The organism is Bacillus sp. GW823-FHT06B01 (genome assembly GCF_058952315.1).
In genome coordinates this window covers 556,695-577,164 of the sequence record NZ_JBXAHR010000001.1, presented here as the reverse complement: position 1 = coordinate 577,164, position 20,470 = coordinate 556,695, and the positions used below count along the sequence as shown (strand labels likewise).

Here is a 20,470-nt window from a genome sequence, read left to right as displayed (position 1 = left end):
CGTTATATCATTTTTAATTCTTTTAGGGCAAAAAGAGTGATGTATAGAGATATTTTTATAGAAATAGATACATTTCTTATGTGTTATATTTAATACTGAAGAATTCGAAAACGAATTTTTATGAAAGGAGCAAAATGAATGAATTATAAACAGTTACTAATAGATAACTTCACATATAAAACCTCATATATTGCGCGGCAGTTACATGGAATGAATGTAAAAGAAACGAAGGATTACATTGCTGTCGACTGTGGTTTACCGGCAGATACATTTAATATCATTACTATACTAAACAATAATTTAACGGAAGGTATTGAGAAACTATATAAAGTGGTAAACAACTATAATCAAAAGAAATTTCCAATGAGTGTTTGGTTTTGGGATGATAGGCATGAGCAGACTATAAAAAGCGAATTAATAAAACTTGGCTTAAAAGAAGCAGAACAAAATATCGCGATGATAGCAGACTTAAAAACAATTCATCCATTAATAAACATGACAAAAGGTTTTACGATACAAAAAGCATCTTCTTCAGGACACATCAAAAAGTTTGGAGAAACGTTAGCTAATCTATTTGGTACTTCAGAGGAAGGTACACATGTACAAGCATTCTACAATAAAACTACTTCTTTCGATTTATGGAATAGTGAGAATATGAAACTATATTTAGGGATTTTTAAAAATGAAGTCGTATCTGTTGGTTCATTAGTATATACAAAAGATAGTATTGGTATTTATGATATAGCAACGAAAGAAGAAATGAGAGGGCAAGGATTTGGCTCTACTATGTTTAATTACTTGCTACAAGAAGCAAAGGAATTAAACGTTTCTCAATGCGTATTACAAGCTTCACCTGATGGGATTAATATTTATAAAAAGGCTGGTTTTCAATCTGTTGGACAAATGACTGTATTTGAAAATAGACGTTTAATTGAATAAATTATTCAATCTAAATTGCTTTCATGTAGGAGTTAATACATCATTATGAAAAAAATATATATCGTTACAATCATTTTCACCTTTATAGTAATAGTCACTTTTTCTTTTCATAAAGTAAATGAACTTAAGTACACAAAAGCTATTAATCAATCAAATCGTATAAAAAACATTGCACATAGAGGAGCTTCTGCGTATGCGCCGGAACATACAATACAAGCTTATAAACTAGGACAACAATTAAAAGGAGATTATATAGAAATTGATCTTCAAATGACAAAAGATGGACATTTAGTAGCTATGCATGATGAAACAGTAAACCGCACTACAAATGGTAAGGGGCTAGTTAAGGAACATACATTAGAAGAAATAAAGCAACTAAATGTAGGTTCTTTTTTCAATGAAAAGCATCCAGCTTTAGCAAAGAAAGAATTTGAGGATGCTACAGTTCCAACACTAGAGGAAATTATTGAAACGTTCAGGAATAGTACTAATTATTACATTGAAACAAAATCGCCAGATGAATATCCCGGTATGGAAGAAAAGTTATTAGAAATTATACAGCACTACGAAATAAGTGATAAAGTTATTATTCAATCATTTAGTAAAGTAAGTTTGCAAAAAATTCATAGTTTAGATGTTCATATACCTCTAGTACAATTACTACCTTACAAAAAGGCAGTTCAATTAACTGAATTAGAGATAAAAAAGTATAAAACATACTGTATCGGTATTGGGATGAACTATAAATATATTGATTCAGCTTATGTAAAGAGAATAAAGAAACACGGATTAGAAGTTCATCCATTTACTGTAGATAATGAAAAAGATATGAAAAAGTTACTTCTATGGGGAGTTGACGGGATGTTTACGAATTACCCGGATCGTTTACATTCGTTATTACAATCTTGAATTATAATGGTGTAATTATCACTGAATCAATACAACAAGTACCCACAAGTATACAAAGATAGTTTGTGGTCCAAATGGTAACATCATTGAATACATAGAGTCGATATTGAAATGAAATCCGAAAAAGAATCCAATATTTTTATTGGATTCTTTTTATTTAGCTCCAAGTGACGAACTTAAAGTAATTTGAATTTGTTAATAAAATATTACATTGAGTATGATTTTTTGTAATTACCATTAGAAAGTAACGAAATTGTAATGAATTTTAACTACGCTTTTTATATTTTTTTGATACACTGACTACGAGAGGAATACCGATTAATGTAGGTAAAAACCAAAACCATATAGGCGGTAATAAATTAATTATGGGAATATGAATACCGACGTTTACTAAAAGTGCGGTAACGGCACCAATATAAGAACCTAACATACCTCTAATATGGTGATGGAGCCAATTTTTCCAACGTTTTTTTCGTGCGAGGTATCCATATATCGCAAATGAATAAGAGAAAATTGCTACATAAAATAAATATGCGATTTTATCCCAGTTTATAATGGATAATATAATTGCGGTAACGGTGATCACAACATAGGATGCATGATATATTTCACCCCATTCCGTATGTTTTCCTTTCTTCTTCTTAGCCACCATCGCTACAATACCGGTGATTAAACATATTGTTCCAAATAATATGTGGATGGTTAAAAAAACGTTGAAAATGCTCATAATAATTCCTCCTTTTTTATTTTTATAGTATTGCAGTATAGGAGAAAAGTTGAAACATATTGTTTATTCGCCTTAATATAGTGAAATAAAGATGCTTCTAGAACAAGTTTAATCGGACAAATTTTTCTTGAATTTAGTGAGACACGTATTACGTGAAATGAAGGAGAGACTTTCATGTTTACATCTATTACATATTTACAATTAGGGAATGACAAGCAACAAAAGGTATATGATGTTTTGAACAAACTAAATATTATGGAGGATTTAGCTTTGTATAGTCCCGTTCTTTGTGGGACAATCCCTATAAGAATTGATACTCTTCAATCTGACTTAGATATAGTAATGGAAGTACATAACTTTGATGTTTTTGAACAAGAAATGAGATCTTTATATGGTTCTTATGAAGGGTTCAAAATAAAAAAGAAAAAAATGAAAAATATTGAATCGATAAAGGTAAATTTTAAATTTGAAGGTTTTGAATTTGAATTATTTGCTCAGCCTAAGCCAGTGCGTAATCAAAATGCATATAGACATATGATAGTAGAGCATATGCTATTAATGCAGCATCCCCATATAAGGGAAGAAATTCTTCGCTTAAAAGAGAACGGTTTAAAAACAGAACCTGCTTTTGCTCAAATATTAAATATTGACGGAGATCCTTATGAGGAACTTATTTTGTTAGGGCAGGAAATGAGATTGTGGTAAATAAGATACACAAAAACTCCTCTATAGATAAAAGAGGAGTTTTTGTTATGCCATGAGCTTACGAATTAATTCACTTAGTAATTTAATCCCGCTAGTCATTTGCTCTGGAGAAGCATATCCATATGATAAACGAATGTATTGATTTGATTCTTCTTCATAAATACGTCCTGGGTTTAAAAGAATTCCTTTTGATAGCGCCTCTGAAAATAATTTCTTCATCGGAATGTTAGGTACAACCTTTAGCCATATAAAAAATCCACCAGTAGGAATATCCCACGCCGCAACATCTGAACAATACTTATTTAAAGCTTGTATCATGATTTGTCTTCGTTCTTTTAATTGAATTCTTACGTTTGCTACATGTTCTTCATAAAAACCTTTTTTTATCCATTCAGCAGCAACTCTTTGAGATAAAGAGCTCGATCCATAGTCTGTTTGCATTTTTATATCTGACAATCTATCAATAACTGGTTCGGGTCCAATGATCCATCCAATTCTAAGTCCTGGGCTAAGTGTTTTAGAAAGACTACCAACATATAATACATGTCCATGTTTATCTATCGACTTTAAAGGAGGTGGAGGTGGTTCATCAATCCATAACTCGCGGTAAATATCATCTTCAATTATAGGTAACTGTTCCTTTTCACATATTTTTATTATTTCTTTTCTTCGTTCTTGAGACATTAATGCCCCTGTTGGGTTTTGAAAACTAGGGATAGAGTATAAAATGTTTTTCTTTTGACTGTATTTAATACGTTTTAATAATTCGTTAGGTAAAATACCGTGATTATCCATACATATACCAGATAGATTTATATTTGCTGATTGAAATACATGAAGTGAATATAAGTAAGAAGGTTGTTCAAGTAAAACGGTTGATTCTCGATGTAAAAGACCAATTGATATTAATTGGAGTGCTTGTAATGCACCAGAGACAATTAATATAGAACTGGCTGAAGTATGTATTCCGAATGATTTGACGTATTTACTAATTGCTTCACGTAACGGCAAAAAACCTTTTTGTTCTTCGTATCCAAAATAATCTATTTCGTCACTTACGCTTTTCATAATAGACTGCATAGTTTCTAGCGGGAAAATTTGAGGCGCAAGTTCACCTTTACTAAGATGGATAAGTTCTTTATTTGCTTCTGCTTCATTGATTTCTCGTACCATTAACTTGCTAGGTTTGTGAATACCAGCTTTTACATAGTCACTCCAATCAGGCGGGGGATTCGTCGCTAATAATGACCATGTATTATTTGTTACAATTGTTCCTGCTCCAATTTTCCCTTGAATCAATCCATCTGCCATAAGTTCATCTAGCGCAGTTATTACAGTACTTCGATTTACATGAAATAATTTGGCTAACTGCCGTTGACTAGGAATCTTACTTCCAATAGGCCATTCTCCATTTTCAATTTTTTCTTTCATAAAGTTTACTATCTGCCGATACTTAGGCAGTTTTTTATTAGTTGTCATAAAAAAACTCCCTCGTTCACTTTACAAATGCCAAGTGGTTGGTTTTTACGATAAATAACTGGTTGAAGACATTGTAACAACTATTAAATATGATGAAAAGAAATAATTGGTAATTATAAAGTGGTTGGTTTGAAGGGGGAGAAAAAACATGAATTATAAAAAATGGGACTTTCGGATTATTTATGCTCATGCTTTTACGATTTTAATATGGGGGACTGCCTTTCCAGCAATTCGCATGGGGCTCGAATCTTATACACCTGAGCACCTTACTTTACTACGTTTATTAATTGCTTCATTTATTCTTCTGTTGTTTTCTTTTATATACAAGTTACGACTGCCGGACTTAAAGGATATCCCAGCAATTTTTATATTTGGTGCTTTAGGATTTACTGTTTATCACATTGCATTAAACTACGGCGAAAAAACAGTAAATGCTGGATCTGCAAGTTTAATTGTTTCAGTCACACCTATAGTAACGGCTATTTTTGCATCTGTTTTTTTGAATGAAAAAATGAAATTAAATGGTTGGATCGGTGGTGTAATTAGTTTTATAGGAATTGCTTTCATATCATTTAGTCAAGGAGATGCTATTCAATTGAATAGTGGAGGATTATTTATTTTATTAGCAGCGATTTCAGAAAGCTTATTTTTTGTTTTCCAAACTTCTTACTTGAAAAAGTATGGCTTCTTGCCATTTACTATATATACAATTTTATCTAGCACTGTATGTATGCTTATTTTCTCGCCGGGAGTGTATACAGAAATACTAGCAGCTCCTCTTGAAGTGAATATGAGTGTTATATATTTAGGTTTATTTCCAACAGTACTCCCATATATCGCATTGGCGTATATCATATCTCATTCTGGTGCTGCTGAGGCAACAAGTTCTCTATATTTAACTCCAGTAACTGCATGTTTTATTGCTTGGTTATGGTTAGGTGAAGTACCGACTTTTGTTTCAATAATTGGCGGGGGAATTACTATACTTGGAGTTTTAATTACTCATATAGCACTATCAAAAAAAGAAAAATATACAACTCTAGTAAATAATAAATCAATATAAACTCATTCCATAACCACTTTATTATACTTTCTTTTGTTGATAAATATAATATTTTGTATTTCAGTTAAATATTGTATGTTACATTTTATGTAGTAAGCATTTTAAAAGGAGATGACAACATAATGAATGGAAAAAGAAAAATTTTCACATGTATTTCTATTATAGGAATCGGACTAGCTAGTTTTTCTAATTCTAGTTTCGCAGCAAATGGAACGGACAATTCAGTACAAACTTCTATTCCCATAGTTAATCAACAAGTAGCTGCTGTAAAAGAAATGAAACCATTTCCGCAGCAAGTTAATTATGCAGGTGTTATAAAACCGAATCATGTTACACAGGAAAGTTTAAATGCTTCTGTAAGAAGTTACTACGATAATTGGAAAAAGAAATATTTGAAAAATGATTTATCTTCTTTACCTGGTGGTTATTACGTAAAAGGAGAGATTACAGGTGATGCTGATGGGTTTAAGCCACTTGGAACTTCAGAAGGTCAAGGGTATGGGATGATAATTACAGTATTAATGGCTGGTTATGATTCAAATGCCCAAAAAATCTATGACGGTTTATTTAAAACAGCAAGGGCTTTTAAAAGCTCTCAAAATCCTAATTTAATGGGATGGGTTGTCGCAGATAGTAAAAAAGCACAAGGCCATTTTGATTCTGCTACTGATGGGGATTTAGATATTGCGTATTCTCTTCTTCTTGCTCATAAGCAGTGGGGATCAAATGGAACGGTTAATTATTTGAAAGAAGCACAAGACATGATTACAAAAGGTATTAAAGCTAGTAATGTTACAAATAATAATCGACTAAATTTAGGAGATTGGGACTCTAAAAGTTCACTTGATACGAGACCATCTGATTGGATGATGTCACACCTTAGAGCATTTTATGAATTTACAGGTGATAAAACTTGGCTTACTGTTATTAATAATTTGTACGATGTTTATACGCAATTTAGTAATAAGTACTCTCAAAATACAGGACTTATTTCAGATTTTGTTGTAAAAAACCCACCACAACCCGCACCTAAAGACTTCTTAGATGAGTCAGAATATACAAATGCATATTATTACAATGCTAGTCGGGTACCATTGAGAATTGTAATGGACTATGCGATGTACGGCGAGAAAAGAAGTAAAGTCATTTCTGATAAAGTCTCTTCATGGATTCAAAATAAAACGAATGGAAATCCTTCTAAAATTGTGGATGGTTATCAATTAAACGGATCCAATATTGGTAGTTATCCAACTGCTGTATTTGTTTCACCGTTTATTGCAGCAAGTATAACAAGTAGTAATAATCAAAAGTGGGTAAATAGCGGTTGGGATTGGATGAAGAATAAGAGAGAAAGCTATTTTAGTGATAGTTATAATTTATTAACTATGTTATTTATTACAGGAAATTGGTGGAAGCCTGTACCTGATGGTAAAAAAACACAAAATATAATAAATGATGAAATGTATGAAGGATACGATAAATAATCAAATTTGAGAATAGTTACTTAGGACAAGGAATTAGCATATGCTAGTTCCTTTTTTATATCTTGTAAAACACTATCCATTTTAAACTTTGCATAGATATACTTGCTTTTTTCATATACATAGTTATTGATGAATCTATTTTTTTGAGGGGAGAGTATTTCTTGGAAAAAGTATTATTTTTCGGAGACCCAGGTATTGATGACTCATTTGCCATTATGTATGGTTTACTGCATCCCGAAATTGAAATCGTCGGTATTGTAACTGGATACGGAAATGTTGAGCATATACATGCTGCACATAATGCAGCGTATATTTTACAGTTAGCAAATAGACAAGACATTCCTGTCATTAGTGGTGCAACAAAACCACTTACAGAAGAAATTACTACGTACTACCCTGAAATTCATGGTTCAGAAGGATTAGGGCCCATCCATGTTCCAGAAAGCGTATTATCTATTCCAATATACAATTTTGGTAGTATCGCTTCGATTCTTATAAAGTACGGAAAAGATTTAACGATTGTCGATGTAGGGAGATCTACCTCGTTAGCAATTGCTTTTAATTTATGGAGTGACCTGATGCTAAATATAAAAGGTATCTATTTCATGGGTGGCGTCTTTTTAGAAGTAGGAAATGTAACACCATTAGCGGAGGCAAACGTGTATGGTGATCCAATAGCAAGTAAAATTGTTTTCCATCAAGCAAAGAATTTATTAATATTCCCTTTAAATGTAACAAACAAAGCTGTATTAACACCAAATGTATTTAACTATATTCAAGCTAATACAAAGAATCCATTTCATATGATAATGAAACCAATGTATGATTACTATTTATCTGCATACCAAAAACTTAATCCATCTATCGAAGGGCCTTTGCTACATGATGTGGTTGCAATAAGTGGATTAGTAAATCCAAGTTTTTTTGAATTTGTGCATCGTACCGTACATGTAGATACATACGGAGAAACGAAAGGACAAACATTTGCTGATTTTCGCCTTAGCTCTATGTCTGAAGGAGCCCGTATAGCATTAGAAATAGATGAACAAAAATTCATTCAAGATTTTATAAAAATTATGTTATAAGTTGTTGTCGAAAAAGGGAATTATTTCACTACGTTGAATATAAACATACATCCTCTATATAAAGGAGCTTACAATATTGAATGTCCAGTTAAAGGTTGTTACGAGAGAAAATTGGGAAGAAGCATTAAAGCTACAAGTTAAAGGGAATCAATTGAAATTTGTTCCATCTGTAGCGGTTTCACTTGCTAAAGTATATATAAAACCGGATGGTGACAATGTAGAATATATACCATTTGCTATATATGATGGTGAACTTATAGTTGGCTTTATTATGCATGCTGTTGTAAGAGAGACATCGGATATGTATTGGATTAACGGATTTATTATTGATCAATCGCAGCAAGGAAATGGTTATGGAAAAGCAGCATTACAAGAAAGTATTGATATAATAAAAAATACTTTTAAATCGTGTAAAGAAATTAGATTAACCGTACATAAAGATAATATCTCTGCAAAGAAATTATATGAACGATATGGTTTCCAATCATTAGAACAGGAGTATGATGGTGAGCAAGTATATCGTTTATTCGTTTAACTATTATGAAGTAAAGGCGTGAAATGAAATATGCAATTTAATGAAGTGAAAATTGAAGTGTTTATTCCTGAAGAATATATTGAAACATTAAGGGGTGAATTAAATAAAATTGGAGCATGTAAAACGGGCGAATATGACCATTGTCTTTCTTATAGTTCAGTGAAAGGATATTGGAGAGCGTTAGACGAGGCATCTCCTTTTAATGGAGAAATTGGTCAAATATGCGAAGGACAAGAATGTAAAGTTGAAATAAAGTGTAAACGAGAACTTGTAAAAGATGCACTTGAAGTTATTAATGAAATTCATCCGTATGAAACACCTATGATTTATATTATACCTATACTAAATGAATATTTTGAGCAACTATAAATTGAATAATTAGGAGGAATATCGATTGAAAAGTAAATTTCATCATATTGTACGAGCAGTCATGATAAAAGATGAAAAATTATTAGTTGCTGAATATATTGGCCATCATTATTTCTTGCCAGGGGGCCATATTGAAATCGGAGAATCAGCAGAGAATGCATTAATAAGAGAGTTAAGAGAAGAACTTGGAGTAAACTGTAGTATACAACAATTTTTAGGAGTCATAGAAAATCAATGGCAAGATAAAGAAGTGCTTCATCATGAAATTAACCACATTTTTGAAGTAGAGTCACAAAATTTACATACAGACTTAACACCGAAATCTAGTGAGTCCCATTTAGCATTTCACTGGATACATTATAATAAAGAAGCCTTAAATCATTATGAAATCATGCCAATGCCTTTAGTGAAGGAATTACTAAAAAGAAAGTTAAGTGATGAACTACTAAATTGTTGGATTAGTAATTTTTAAATCACTTTATTTATAGTAAATACGTCCATCGAATGAATATAAAGAAAATAGGCTAAAAAACAAGGTACATCACCTAGTGTAAGTTCATATTTTGTTGATGTACGCATTTAGTCTATAGTCTTGTTTCTACTTTAATTACAAAAATTTATTAACTTTAATATTTGGACGGAATTTACATTAATAAATGGAGGGTTTTATAATGAATCAGTTTCAACAAGAACTACAATCATTAAACCTTAATGATTATCAAACTGGTAATGTTGTTTATTGGGATCAACTACAAAATCAATATCCATACTATTACATTCAAGACGATGCACGTCGTTGCGGTGGATGCGGAGGTTGTGGTGGACGCTGTGGCGGATGTGGCGGCAGATGTGGTGGTTGTGCAGGTCGTTGCGGCGGATGTGTAGGGTGTGCAGGATGTTTCGGTTGCTTTAATTGCTGGAACTGGTGGATTATTTAGGTATAGAAAATCAAAACTATTTTACATGAAAGAAAGGTGTGAAAATTGTTTTGCACTTTTCTTTCATGCTGTAATTTCGATGTGTATTAAGGGGGAGTTATTTGTATACATATGATAAGTTGATTTCTTGGGTAGAGAATATAAAAGAAAAAAATCATAGTTCTGCAGCAGCACTTTGTATTATAAAAGATAATAAAATCGTACTAGAGCATTATAGTGGTTATCACTCAAATATATCTACAAACAAGAGAGTAACAGCATCTTCACAATTCAACGTTGCTTCTGCGAGAAAAAGTTATTTAGGTTTAATGGTAGCATATGCACTTTACGAAGGGAAAATAAAATCTATTGATGATGCAGCAATAAAATATTTTAGAGACTTTGATCCTGTATTGCTTGGTAAAACAACGATAAGACATTTAGTAACACATTCGCACGGATTAGAAGAAACGAATGACGGGACAATTTTTCGTGAATTTGAACCGGGACAAGCTTGGGCGTATAGAGATATTAATGTAAGAATGATGACACATCTGATTTATAAGCTATATAACAAAAGTTTTCCCGAATTGTTAAAGGAGCGTGTATTTGATCTAGCTAACTTTAAAGAAACAGGTTGGAGAATTCAGCAAGATGAAAATTTAGTTGACGTTGTTAATAATCCAAATGAAGACGCAATTAGCGCAATTGGTACAGTAGATGACGGTACGGAAAAAAATCTGTTTGTTTCAGCTAGAGAATTTGCTTATTGGGGAAATCTTCATTTAAATCAAGGTGTATTAAACGGGAAACAAATTGTTCCAAAAAAAGTGATAGAAATTGCGACAAGTTTACAGAGTCCAACATTTACAAACAATGAACTACCACAAAACGGGGTATTTTGGTTCGTTCAAAATGAACCTGCGCTTTTAAGCGAGCTTGGTGAACGCGTTCCAAAAGGATCGTATCAAATATTAGGAATTACCGGACCGACTATATTAGTAATACCTGAATATAATGTAGTTGTTGCGAAAATGTACAATAAAAGATATAACTACGGCGGTGATAATTATTTATATTATTTACGTGAATTTAGCAATTTAGTCGCTGATACATTTCGTAACGGTAATAGGGCATAATTACTCCTATAATGAAAAAGGAGTGAAAAAAATGAAAGATAAAATGAATAAAAACAAAAAACAAAATATAAAAGATGTGAATACAGAACAAAATGCAATTTATAGCGATCCTAAAGATGCTGCTAATATGCAAACGGTACCGCAGCCGAAGGATTTTGATGAAATCGAATATTAATTTTTATCCATCCGACTATATGACGAATGAAAAATACATCTTAAGTCCCATCACATGACAGAAGTCTTTTGATATCATATATACATAAGCATTTGAAAATGTCTTATCTTAACAAAGCTTTCTTTAAGTAAATCTAATATAACCTACAAAAAGACACTTCATTATGGAGTGTCTTTTTGTGTACATGAACTGAATTACCATTTTCCGTACAGTATTTTGCAATTTATGATGGTTATACTAACTGTGAAAATTCATGTCAAGATAAAAGAAGGGGACAGTTAGTATGAAACAAACTTCTATAAATCCGTTACTAATTGTTCTAGGTACAATCATTGTTCAAATTGGCCTTGGAACAATTTATACATGGAGTTTATTTAATCAACCCCTTGTTAGTAAGTTTGGATGGAACCTCAATTCCGTAGCGATAACTTTCTCCATAACAAGTTTTTCATTATCATTCTCAACCTTATTTGCAGGAAAGTTGCAGCAAAAATTAGGACTTCGTAAACTCATCGCTACTGCAGGGATTGTTCTGGGACTTGGTTTAATACTTAGTTCGCAAGTTTCTTCCTTACCATTACTATATTTATTAGCTGGTGTCGTTGTTGGTTATGCAGATGGAACTGCTTATATTACATCACTATCTAATTTAATTAAATGGTTTCCAAATCGAAAAGGACTTATTTCTGGCATATCTGTTTCGGCATATGGAATGGGCAGCTTAATCTTTAGATATATAAACGGAAGTCTTATCGATAGTCTTGGTGTTTCACAAGCATTTTTATATTGGGGTATCATCGTTTTACTTTTAGTATTAACCGGATCGTTCTTCTTACGTGAAGCAATAGTGAGTAATACTGTAACTGAGACATTACACAATGATTATACGCCTCGTGAAATGATGCGAACGAAACAAGTATATTTTTTGTTTTTTATGCTATTCACATCGTGTATGGGCGGTCTATATTTAATCGGTATGGTAAAAGATATCGGAGTACAGCTCGTTGGACTTAGTGCAGCTACTGCTGCTAACGCCGTTGCAATGATTGCAATTTTTAATACGGTAGGTAGAATCGTTCTTGGAACGTTATCAGATAAAATTGGACGAATGAAAATTGTTTCTGCAACGTTTATAATAATTGGATTGTCAGTCTTTACTTTAAGTTTCATTCCTCTAAATTACGGCATTTATTTCGCTTGCGTAGCCAGTGTTGCCTTCTGCTTTGGTGGTAACATTACAATATTCCCGGCCATTGTCGGAGATTTCTTCGGCTTAAAAAATCATAGTACAAATTACGGAATTGTTTACCAAGGTTTCGGATTTGGTGCGCTTGCAGGAGCATTCATCGGAGCACTACTTGGTGGGTTTCAACCAACCTTTATTATAATTGGTGTGCTATCTGTTATCTCTTTCGTTATTTCAATATTAATTCGTCCACCAAAAACAGAAAAGAAAAAAGAAACAAAACATTTATATCGGAAAATAGCTTAATTCTGGAAAAGAGTCCTAATAAAGGGCTCTTTTTATATTACAAAATATTTGATTTCCCCTTTTTAATAAATGTGTAGGAAGAAAAGAGTTACTTAATTCAAAATGAAATGATTTGAAAAGTAATAAAGTGATTTATTTCTCAACGAACGAAGTAGCAGATTAGTAAAATATTCATATGGTTTTATAAAGGAACTGAAATGTTATTTTAAACCTACATTAACCAATTTTTTTATTAGACATGAAATTCATTTATATACCAGTATTTTATTATAAAGGTAGTTGGCTTATATTGGTTACAACCATAATTTCTTCTTTTATGGCATTCATTTCAACAAATATGGATGACATTTTTATACTTCTTGTATTATTTTCACAAGTAAGGACAGGAGTAATTAAAAAAGAAGGTAGAGCTGTCCGGGAAAAAACTAAGGTGCAAGAACTTTATATTGTTATTGGACAATATTTGGGGTTTAGTGTAATTATTTTTCTAAGTATCATCGGTTCTTTAAGCTCTTTTTTCATTCCTGTTTCGTGGATCGGATTATTAGGATTCGTACCAATTTATATGGGAGTGAAAGGAATATTGTCACTTCGTTCTTATAAAAGGAATGAAGTCATTGATAATGTTTCTGGTTCAATATTTAAAGTAGCTTCGATTACATTAGCTAATGGAGCTGACAATAAAGCCGTACTACAGATAAAATGTAGTACGGCTTTTCTTTATTTTAGTGAAATGAAACAGTGCTCTACGACTATTAAGTTAGACAGGATATTACGATTATTAAATTGAATAGATACTTTAAAAGGAGTGTGCTACTTAAAATGAAAATAGTAAAACAATGGGTCCAAGAAGATAGTGATTACATAAGAGAAAAAGTAATTGAATATAACCAAAAACATATTTCGGATGAAGAGAAAAAGCCTTCAGAAAAAATTAGTTTTATAGTGAGAAATGAAAAGGAAAAAATTGTAGGCGGAATAACTGCAATTACATTTTGGCACCACGTACATGTCGATTTCCTTTGGGTTTCTGAAGAGTATAGACACGAAGGCTACGGAAGCAAGTTATTAAAGCTTATTGAAGAATTTGCAATTAAACAAGAGTGCAGGCTAATCAATTTAGATACTTTTAGCTTTCAGGCACCTGCGTTTTATAAAAAGCATGGATATAAAGTGATTGGAGTAAGTGAAGATCATCCGAAAGGACATAATCATTACTATTTAGAAAAACGTTTATAAAGTGTAAATAGAATTAACGTTAGTATTTGGAATACAGATTTATCCTTTTGGATTATGCATTTAAAGGAGAATCTTGAGTGAATTCATATTTAGAGGCACTTCTAAAGCAAAAAAGATTGGATTAGAATAGTAGTGATGGGAAACTATTTTTTATAGCGAATATATTTAAAATAGGAATCTAAATGTGGACATTCAAATAAAGGGGGAAATTCTTATGAATTCATTTGTGAATGACAATTTTTATGAAATAAGAAAAAATCTATTCGAGGAAATTACGATGTTGAACGATGCGCAATTCAACAATAAGCCAGATAAGAATAAATGGAGTATAGCACAAGTATGTCATCACTTAGTTTTATTGGATAAAGTGGTTATAAAGGTTATTTCATCTGGCTTAAAAAAGATTGATAGTACCCTAAAAGAACGTCGAGAAATTCACTCTATATTACAAGATAGAGCGATAAAATTTGCAGCTCCAGAAATGATTGAACCAAGTTTAGAACTATTTGAAGTGCAGCAAATGGTCAATTTGTTAAACGAATCGAGAAAAGAATTAATGCGTTTCCTAAGTACAATAGAAGATGAATCTATATTAACGAAAAAATCAGTGATACATCCAGCTCTTGGAGAATTACTTCTTGATCAGTGGATAGAACTAATCTATTTGCATGAACAGCGTCATATAGAACAAATCAAAGAGATAAAATTACTTTGTGAAATTGGGAAGTAAAAAATCTTTGGCTATTAACAAAAAATACGGGTCTCATATGTATACTTTTAAAATTGATCTAAAGAAACGTTAATTTGGAATCCGTTTGTTATATAAGTTTAACCTCGTCTCAAAATAGGAGCGGGGTTTTTACTAATTGAGGAGTTACTCTGGCATTTTCATTTAGTATTAATTTAATCAATTTTTATTCTAATACTTCGGGAACTTACTATTAAAACAAGTTAATGATAGAATGATAAATAGACAGAAAATTCCTTTTAGTAAAAACAGAGGAGGTACGTATGAAAAAAGTAAATGTTACATATGCACTTTTATACGATAAAACAAATGAAAAGATCTTAATGGTCAAAAACAAAGGGAAGAATGGTTCATATTACACGCTACCAGGTGGCGCAGTTAAACTGGGAGAAACGTTAGAAGAGGCAGTAATTCGGGAGGTGAAAGAAGAAACCGGGCTACATATAACTGTAAACGGTATTTGTTACATTAGCGAAGCTTTTTTCGAAGAGAGAGGACACCATGCAATTTTCTTTAATTTTTTAGGTGAAATAATTGACGGGGAGACAAATATAACAAGGCCAAAAGAAATTGAAGAGATTACTTGGATGGAATTACATAGAGCAGCACCACATTTACGTATACCAGAACACTTATTAAATATATTACAAAGGAAAGAAACAGTACCTTACTTTTTTAACGGAACAATCGTTCATCAATCTTCATAACATTATCATTTCATGTAAGGCGGGGGAAGAATGGAATTTATCGTAAATCATAAATGTTTAACTCAAGCACTTTCAGAAGTAAGTAAAGCTATATCTACGAAAGCTATAATCCCTATATTATCTGGCATAAAAATAACTGCAGATCAATCTGGAATTACTTTAATCGCAAGTAATTCAAATATTTTCATCGAAAAATTCATCCCTAGTTCCAACGAAGACGACCAAATTACAACTATAGTAAAAGCAGGAACTATAGTTGCACCTGCAAAATATTTTATTGAAATTATAAAGAAAATGCCAAGCAATGTAACAATAAAAAGTAAGGATGAGCAAATCATTGCGATACAGTCAGAAGAAATTACATTAAACTTAAATGGACTTCCAACATATGAGTTTCCGAATGTACCACTTATAGACGATCATGCAAAAATACAAGCAGAAACAGAACAATTGATTGAAGTGTTTAAACAAACAGCCTTTGCAGTAGCTAAAAATGAATCTAGACCTGTTCTTACCGGTGTTCATTTAGAGTTAGATCATAATAAATTAATTTGCGTAGCAACTGATTCACATAGACTTGCTATACGCGAAACAATGATATCTACAGATGTGAAAGCAAGTTGTATTGTACCAAGTGCAACTATTAGTGAACTGCTAAAATTAATGAGTAGTAATTTGGAATTCGTATATATCTATCTTTCAGAAAGTCACATTATTTTTACATTCGGCACTACTACATTATATTCAAGACTAATTGAAGGGAAATATCCTAATATTTCTAGTTTAATTCCAAATGATTTTCAAACAGTCATTAACATAGATAGAAAAAAGATTTTACAAGGTGTAGATCGATCAAACTTATTAGCAAGTGAATGGGCAAATAACAATGTCAACTTAGAAATCATAAACGAATCCACAATTAAAATTTCTTCTAACGCTTCTCAGATTGGAAAAATATCCGAGACACAACAGATAGATGCGATTCAAGGTGAAAAACAATTAAATATATCTTTCGATGGACGATTTATGATAGATGCTTTAAGGGCGATAAAAGAAGAAACGGTTACGTTAAGCTTCAGCGGTTCTATGAGACCGATATTAATTGAAGCAGGGACACCATCTGCTGCAGTACATCTTATATCTCCAGTAAGAGCTTATTAATAACAAGGGAAGGAATCACATTATGTACAAGCACACTTTATGTTTTATAAAGAGAAATGAAGAGATACTTATGTTAAATAGAGAATATGACCCTGTAAAAGGATTGTGGAGCGGGGTAGGTGGAAAGATAGAAAAGGGAGAAACACCTTTAGAAAATGCGATTCGTGAAATAAAAGAAGAGACTAATATAGAAGTTACGCATGAACAAATTCAGTTTAAAGGCATTATTATGTGGGAGGACTCATCTTACTCTGGTGGTATGTATGTTTATTTAGTAGAGCTACATAATGAATTTACATATCATACTCCCAAAAAAGTATCAGAAGGAATTTTAGATTGGAAAGAGATTTCTTGGATTCTAAGTGACTATAATTACGGCGTAGGAGAGATGATACCTAAATTTTTACCGGATTTACTCCACAATGAATTAATATTAGAGCACAATTTTGTTTTATCTAATCATAAATTAATAGATTATAGGAATGCAGAATTGATTAAGCAGAATAGTTCTATAGATAACGTAATTCAATTGTAAAAAGAAGGAATTCACCTCAAAGTAGAGTTTCAGATAGCAAAAAGGCAAACATAGTGAGATAAACTTAAATACGAAAAAAGAGCGAATCACTTATAAGAAGGTTCGCTCTTTTTTATTTAAAATTAAATTTCTCGCCACCATGCTGATGAAGGATAGTCTGTAGATTTTAACGTAATAGATTCACCAATTTGTGGAGTTGCAATATTAACTCCTAAACGCTTTGCTTCTTTCGTAACTCGTTCAATTGGATCACTCCATTCATGTAATGCCAATGTAAAAGCACCCCAATGAATCGGAAGAAGTAGATCTCCTTTCACGTCAATATGAGCTTGAACCGTTTCTTCAGGTAACATATGAATAGCAGACCATCTTGTATCGTATTGCCCGCATTCCATTAAAGTAAGATCGAACGGACCGTATTTATTTCCAATTTCCTTAAAGTGAGGAGCATACCCGCTATCACCACTAAAGAAAACTTTAGTATCTCGACCAAGAATAAGCCATGAACACCATAACGAACAATCTCTATCTGTCATACTCCGTCCAGAGAAATGCCTTGCAGGTGCACAAACTAACTTTATATTATCAAACGCAATTTCGTCCCACCAATTATGCTCACTAATTTTACTAGGTGAAACACCCCATTTCATTAAATATTGCGCAACTCCAGTTGGAACATAAAAGTGCTTTGCACGATCTTTTAACAGCATAATACTCTTGTAATTCAAATGGTCATAGTGATTATGAGAAATGATAATTGCATCAATTTCTTGAAAATCTTCACGTTCTAAAGAAAAAGCACCACTATAACGTTTACTATTAAACAGAGGAAATGGGGAAGAGGCATCTCCAAACATCGGGTCTAATAACAATTTTTTACCTTCAATTTTCAAAAGAGAAGCAGAGTGCCCAAACCATGTCACACCCTCTAAAGACTCATTATTTTTATTCGATAAAACAATAGGTAAATTTTTTACAGGACGCAGCTTTGTTTTCATTTTAAAGTAATCAGTCATTAAACCGATAATATCTTTCGGTTTAAAACTTACATCAGTATGAATTTGATTCATATATTTCTTTTTCATTCGTTCTCCTTTTTACGTTTAACAATATACGTATGTTGTTATTGTAGCTAATTGTAGTTTAAACGAAATTATATTACCTTTCATCTTAAATGCATTACATTTCATAAATTCGTCAAATTCATTATTCTTATATAAAAAATGTAAATTAAACAGCAGCAGATGAAACTAATATGAAGTAAATGTAAATTGTTTTAATTTAGTAAATTCATTTTTATATGCAACAAAGAACATATGTTTCATTGTATGTTATAGAAGAAAGTAAGTCTCTATTTAAGTGTAGGAAGGAGAGGATGTAAGTGCAAATAGAGAGAAAAAAGAAATCAAAATGTAAACTATCAAAATCTGAAATAACGCAGCTATATGCAGAAGGAAAGAGTACCTCAGAAATAGCTACGCTTGCCAATGTGTCTGCTAGGTATATTCGTATGGTTTTAACAGACAATAACGTTCCAAGGCGTGCTATAGGGAGTTGGAAGAGAAAGTATGACATAACAGAAGATTATTTTAAAACGTGGTCAAATAACATGGCTTATATATTAGGGTTTATAGCAGCAGATGGTGTTATACAGAAAGAAAATCAATGTGTCAGTATATCTCAAAAAGAAAATTCCATTTTAGAAGATATAAAACAAGAACTAAACACCAACCAGCCACTATATCGAAACAAAAAAACAGGCGTATATATGCTAAACATAAATAGCAAAACAATAAAAGACGATTTAATGAACATTCACGGAATTAAGCCATGTAAATCTTTTAACATTGTATTTCCTTTTGTACCAGAAGAATATTTACATCACTTTGTTCGTGGGTATTTTGATGGGGATGGTTACGTCAATTATAAAACTTATACAGTTAGTTTCGTAGGTGGATCATATAACTTTATGAACTCTTTACATCAAATTCTTCAAAATCACGATTTACGAGCCGATTTACTAAATCAAAACAAACATTATCGAGTCATTTTATCCGGAAGAAAATCAATACAACTATTTTCAAATTGGATTTATAAAGACAAAGATATTTATTTGCATAGAAAATATGAAGTGTTTCAGAAAGAAAGTCTATTAGTTTTATTTATGGAACATAATAAATACATAGATTTTACAATTAATTTACTAAAAAAGGAGAGAGACACCATGCAAAAGAAATTTATCAATCCAGAAACGATGCCACCAACTTTTGGATACTCGCATGTAGTCGAAATTAGTAACGCAAAACGAACAATTTACATATCTGGACAAGTAGCGATTAACACTGATGGTCAAATAGTTGGCGTTGGTGATTTAGCTACACAAACGCGACAAGTATTCGAAAACATTAAAAGTGCATTAGAAACTTTGGAATTACAATTTAATGATGTAGTAAAATTAACATTTTTCCTAACAGATATTTCTCAAATGGCCATTGTTAGAGATATACGAGATGAATACATTGATACTAAAAATCCACCAGCAAGTTCAGCTGTAGAAGTTAGAAAGTTAATTAACGATAACTTATTAATTGAAATCGAAGCAATTGCTGTAGCAAACTAATTTTAAAAACTTATTATTAATAATTTATCCATGCAATTCGTTTAATGTGTTCAATTAAAACGAATTGCGTTTTTTATTGTCTTAAATATAATTTTTATCTGGAGACATTATCATCAACAACTTATAAAACAACAAAAAAACAAATAACTAAACAATTCATCACACAGAATGATTTAAAAGAAAAAGGGGAGGCTAACCACCAAAACTAACTTATAATAAGTTTATTACTTTTTACTAGTTAACATAATATATATTATAGGCAGTTATAGAAACAAAGCAATATCAGGTATCAAAAACCAAGTAAACTATACTTAATGAGACAAAACGGAGATTTTTAATGAGATTTACATAAAATCGTATGTAAACGAATTTCTACAGTTTTTATCATTCTTTTTGTTATAAATCCATCACAGCAAATTCAAATCAATAATCCATTAAGAAT

The 20,470-nt window shown here is 31.7% G+C and carries 22 protein-coding genes and 2 pseudogenes; 21 read left to right on the top strand and 3 right to left on the bottom strand.

Going from position 1 to position 20,470, the window contains the following annotated elements; genetic code table 11:
- Positions 1–138 precede the first annotated feature (138 nt).
- Entirely contained in the window at positions 139–939 is an 801-nt protein-coding gene (locus AC1Q8N_RS03115; protein WP_493521063.1) for a GNAT family N-acetyltransferase, read from the top strand.
- Between the two features lie 45 nt (positions 940–984).
- Positions 985–1,848: a glycerophosphodiester phosphodiesterase gene (locus AC1Q8N_RS03110; RefSeq protein WP_048547176.1), complete on the top strand. Its 864-nt coding sequence runs from the start codon at positions 985–987 to the stop codon at positions 1,846–1,848.
- Between the two features lie 265 nt (positions 1,849–2,113).
- On the opposite strand, the gene AC1Q8N_RS03105 is transcribed toward AC1Q8N_RS03110, so the two are convergent.
- Entirely contained in the window at positions 2,114–2,575 is a 462-nt protein-coding gene (locus AC1Q8N_RS03105; RefSeq protein ID WP_098077383.1) for a DUF2306 domain-containing protein, read from the bottom strand.
- A 174-nt stretch (positions 2,576–2,749) separates the two neighbouring features.
- Here AC1Q8N_RS03105 and AC1Q8N_RS03100 point away from each other — a divergent pair, with 174 nt between their 5' ends.
- Complete coding sequence (locus AC1Q8N_RS03100; protein WP_098077386.1) at positions 2,750–3,280, top strand: DUF4269 domain-containing protein; 531 nt, start codon at positions 2,750–2,752, stop codon at positions 3,278–3,280.
- 45 nt (positions 3,281–3,325) lie between these two features.
- Here AC1Q8N_RS03100 and pdxR read toward each other — a convergent pair whose 3' ends face one another.
- The gene (gene pdxR, locus AC1Q8N_RS03095; RefSeq protein ID WP_098077388.1) at positions 3,326–4,759 is read right to left on the bottom strand and encodes a MocR-like pyridoxine biosynthesis transcription factor PdxR; all 1,434 of its coding nucleotides are present in this window, start codon (positions 4,757–4,759) and stop codon (positions 3,326–3,328) included.
- 148 nt (positions 4,760–4,907) lie between these two features.
- Between pdxR and AC1Q8N_RS03090 the strand changes: the two genes are divergently transcribed.
- The 16 genes and pseudogenes from AC1Q8N_RS03090 to AC1Q8N_RS03015 all read left to right on the top strand — a co-directional run bounded on the left by AC1Q8N_RS03090 (position 4,908) and on the right by AC1Q8N_RS03015 (position 17,408).
- Positions 4,908–5,822: a DMT family transporter gene (locus AC1Q8N_RS03090; protein WP_048547183.1), complete on the top strand. Its 915-nt coding sequence runs from the start codon at positions 4,908–4,910 to the stop codon at positions 5,820–5,822.
- Positions 5,823–5,944: 122 nt separating this feature from the next.
- On the top strand, positions 5,945–7,306 hold the full coding sequence (locus AC1Q8N_RS03085) for a family 8 glycosyl hydrolase (protein ID WP_098077391.1): 1,362 nt from the start codon (positions 5,945–5,947) through the stop codon (positions 7,304–7,306).
- A gap of 161 nt (positions 7,307–7,467) precedes the next feature.
- The gene (locus AC1Q8N_RS03080; protein WP_098047639.1) at positions 7,468–8,391 is read left to right on the top strand and encodes a nucleoside hydrolase; all 924 of its coding nucleotides are present in this window, start codon (positions 7,468–7,470) and stop codon (positions 8,389–8,391) included.
- A gap of 76 nt (positions 8,392–8,467) precedes the next feature.
- Complete coding sequence (locus AC1Q8N_RS03075; RefSeq protein WP_098047640.1) at positions 8,468–8,926, top strand: GNAT family N-acetyltransferase; 459 nt, start codon at positions 8,468–8,470, stop codon at positions 8,924–8,926.
- A gap of 30 nt (positions 8,927–8,956) precedes the next feature.
- Positions 8,957–9,295, top strand: coding sequence for a divalent cation tolerance protein CutA (gene cutA, locus AC1Q8N_RS03070; RefSeq protein ID WP_048547191.1), 339 nt, complete (start codon positions 8,957–8,959; stop codon positions 9,293–9,295).
- A gap of 25 nt (positions 9,296–9,320) precedes the next feature.
- Positions 9,321–9,767, top strand: coding sequence for an NUDIX domain-containing protein (locus AC1Q8N_RS03065; RefSeq protein WP_048547193.1), 447 nt, complete (start codon positions 9,321–9,323; stop codon positions 9,765–9,767).
- Between the two features lie 199 nt (positions 9,768–9,966).
- Positions 9,967–10,233: a heterocycloanthracin/sonorensin family bacteriocin gene (locus AC1Q8N_RS03060; RefSeq protein ID WP_048547194.1), complete on the top strand. Its 267-nt coding sequence runs from the start codon at positions 9,967–9,969 to the stop codon at positions 10,231–10,233.
- Positions 10,234–10,334: 101 nt separating this feature from the next.
- Positions 10,335–11,351, top strand: coding sequence for a serine hydrolase domain-containing protein (locus AC1Q8N_RS03055; RefSeq protein WP_098642412.1), 1,017 nt, complete (start codon positions 10,335–10,337; stop codon positions 11,349–11,351).
- A 31-nt stretch (positions 11,352–11,382) separates the two neighbouring features.
- Complete coding sequence (locus AC1Q8N_RS03050; RefSeq protein ID WP_000653369.1) at positions 11,383–11,526, top strand: hypothetical protein; 144 nt, start codon at positions 11,383–11,385, stop codon at positions 11,524–11,526.
- Positions 11,527–11,809: 283 nt separating this feature from the next.
- Positions 11,810–13,018 carry an L-lactate MFS transporter gene (locus tag AC1Q8N_RS03045; RefSeq protein ID WP_098047645.1) on the top strand — a complete coding sequence of 403 codons (1,209 nt, stop codon included), beginning with the start codon at positions 11,810–11,812 and terminating at the stop codon, positions 13,016–13,018.
- A 289-nt stretch (positions 13,019–13,307) separates the two neighbouring features.
- Positions 13,308–13,709 (top strand): annotated as a pseudogene (locus tag AC1Q8N_RS03040) (cadmium resistance transporter); the annotation flags it as partial.
- A 131-nt stretch (positions 13,710–13,840) separates the two neighbouring features.
- Positions 13,841–14,257, top strand: a complete 417-nt coding sequence (locus AC1Q8N_RS03035) for a GNAT family N-acetyltransferase (protein WP_098642415.1) — start codon at positions 13,841–13,843, stop codon at positions 14,255–14,257.
- Positions 14,258–14,471: 214 nt separating this feature from the next.
- Positions 14,472–14,987 (top strand): DinB family protein, encoded by a 516-nt coding sequence (locus tag AC1Q8N_RS03030; RefSeq protein ID WP_493521062.1) that lies wholly within the window; start codon positions 14,472–14,474, stop codon positions 14,985–14,987.
- A gap of 281 nt (positions 14,988–15,268) precedes the next feature.
- The gene (locus AC1Q8N_RS03025) at positions 15,269–15,712 is read left to right on the top strand and encodes an NUDIX hydrolase (RefSeq protein WP_000757634.1); all 444 of its coding nucleotides are present in this window, start codon (positions 15,269–15,271) and stop codon (positions 15,710–15,712) included.
- A 30-nt stretch (positions 15,713–15,742) separates the two neighbouring features.
- Positions 15,743–16,873 carry a DNA polymerase III subunit beta gene (dnaN, locus tag AC1Q8N_RS03020; RefSeq protein WP_098642417.1) on the top strand — a complete coding sequence of 377 codons (1,131 nt, stop codon included), beginning with the start codon at positions 15,743–15,745 and terminating at the stop codon, positions 16,871–16,873.
- Between the two features lie 22 nt (positions 16,874–16,895).
- Positions 16,896–17,408 (top strand): NUDIX hydrolase, encoded by a 513-nt coding sequence (locus tag AC1Q8N_RS03015; RefSeq protein WP_493521061.1) that lies wholly within the window; start codon positions 16,896–16,898, stop codon positions 17,406–17,408.
- 122 nt (positions 17,409–17,530) lie between these two features.
- On the opposite strand, the gene AC1Q8N_RS03010 is transcribed toward AC1Q8N_RS03015, so the two are convergent.
- Positions 17,531–18,493, bottom strand: a complete 963-nt coding sequence (locus AC1Q8N_RS03010) for an MBL fold metallo-hydrolase (RefSeq protein ID WP_098642418.1) — start codon at positions 18,491–18,493, stop codon at positions 17,531–17,533.
- Between the two features lie 296 nt (positions 18,494–18,789).
- On the opposite strand from AC1Q8N_RS03010, the pseudogene AC1Q8N_RS03005 reads away from it, so the two are divergent.
- Positions 18,790–19,564 (top strand): annotated as a pseudogene (locus AC1Q8N_RS03005) (LAGLIDADG family homing endonuclease); the annotation flags it as partial.
- A 68-nt stretch (positions 19,565–19,632) separates the two neighbouring features.
- A complete protein-coding gene (locus AC1Q8N_RS03000; RefSeq protein WP_048547211.1) occupies positions 19,633–20,028 on the top strand; it encodes a RidA family protein in 396 nt (131 codons plus the stop codon).
- The last annotated feature ends 442 nt before the right edge of the window (positions 20,029–20,470 follow it).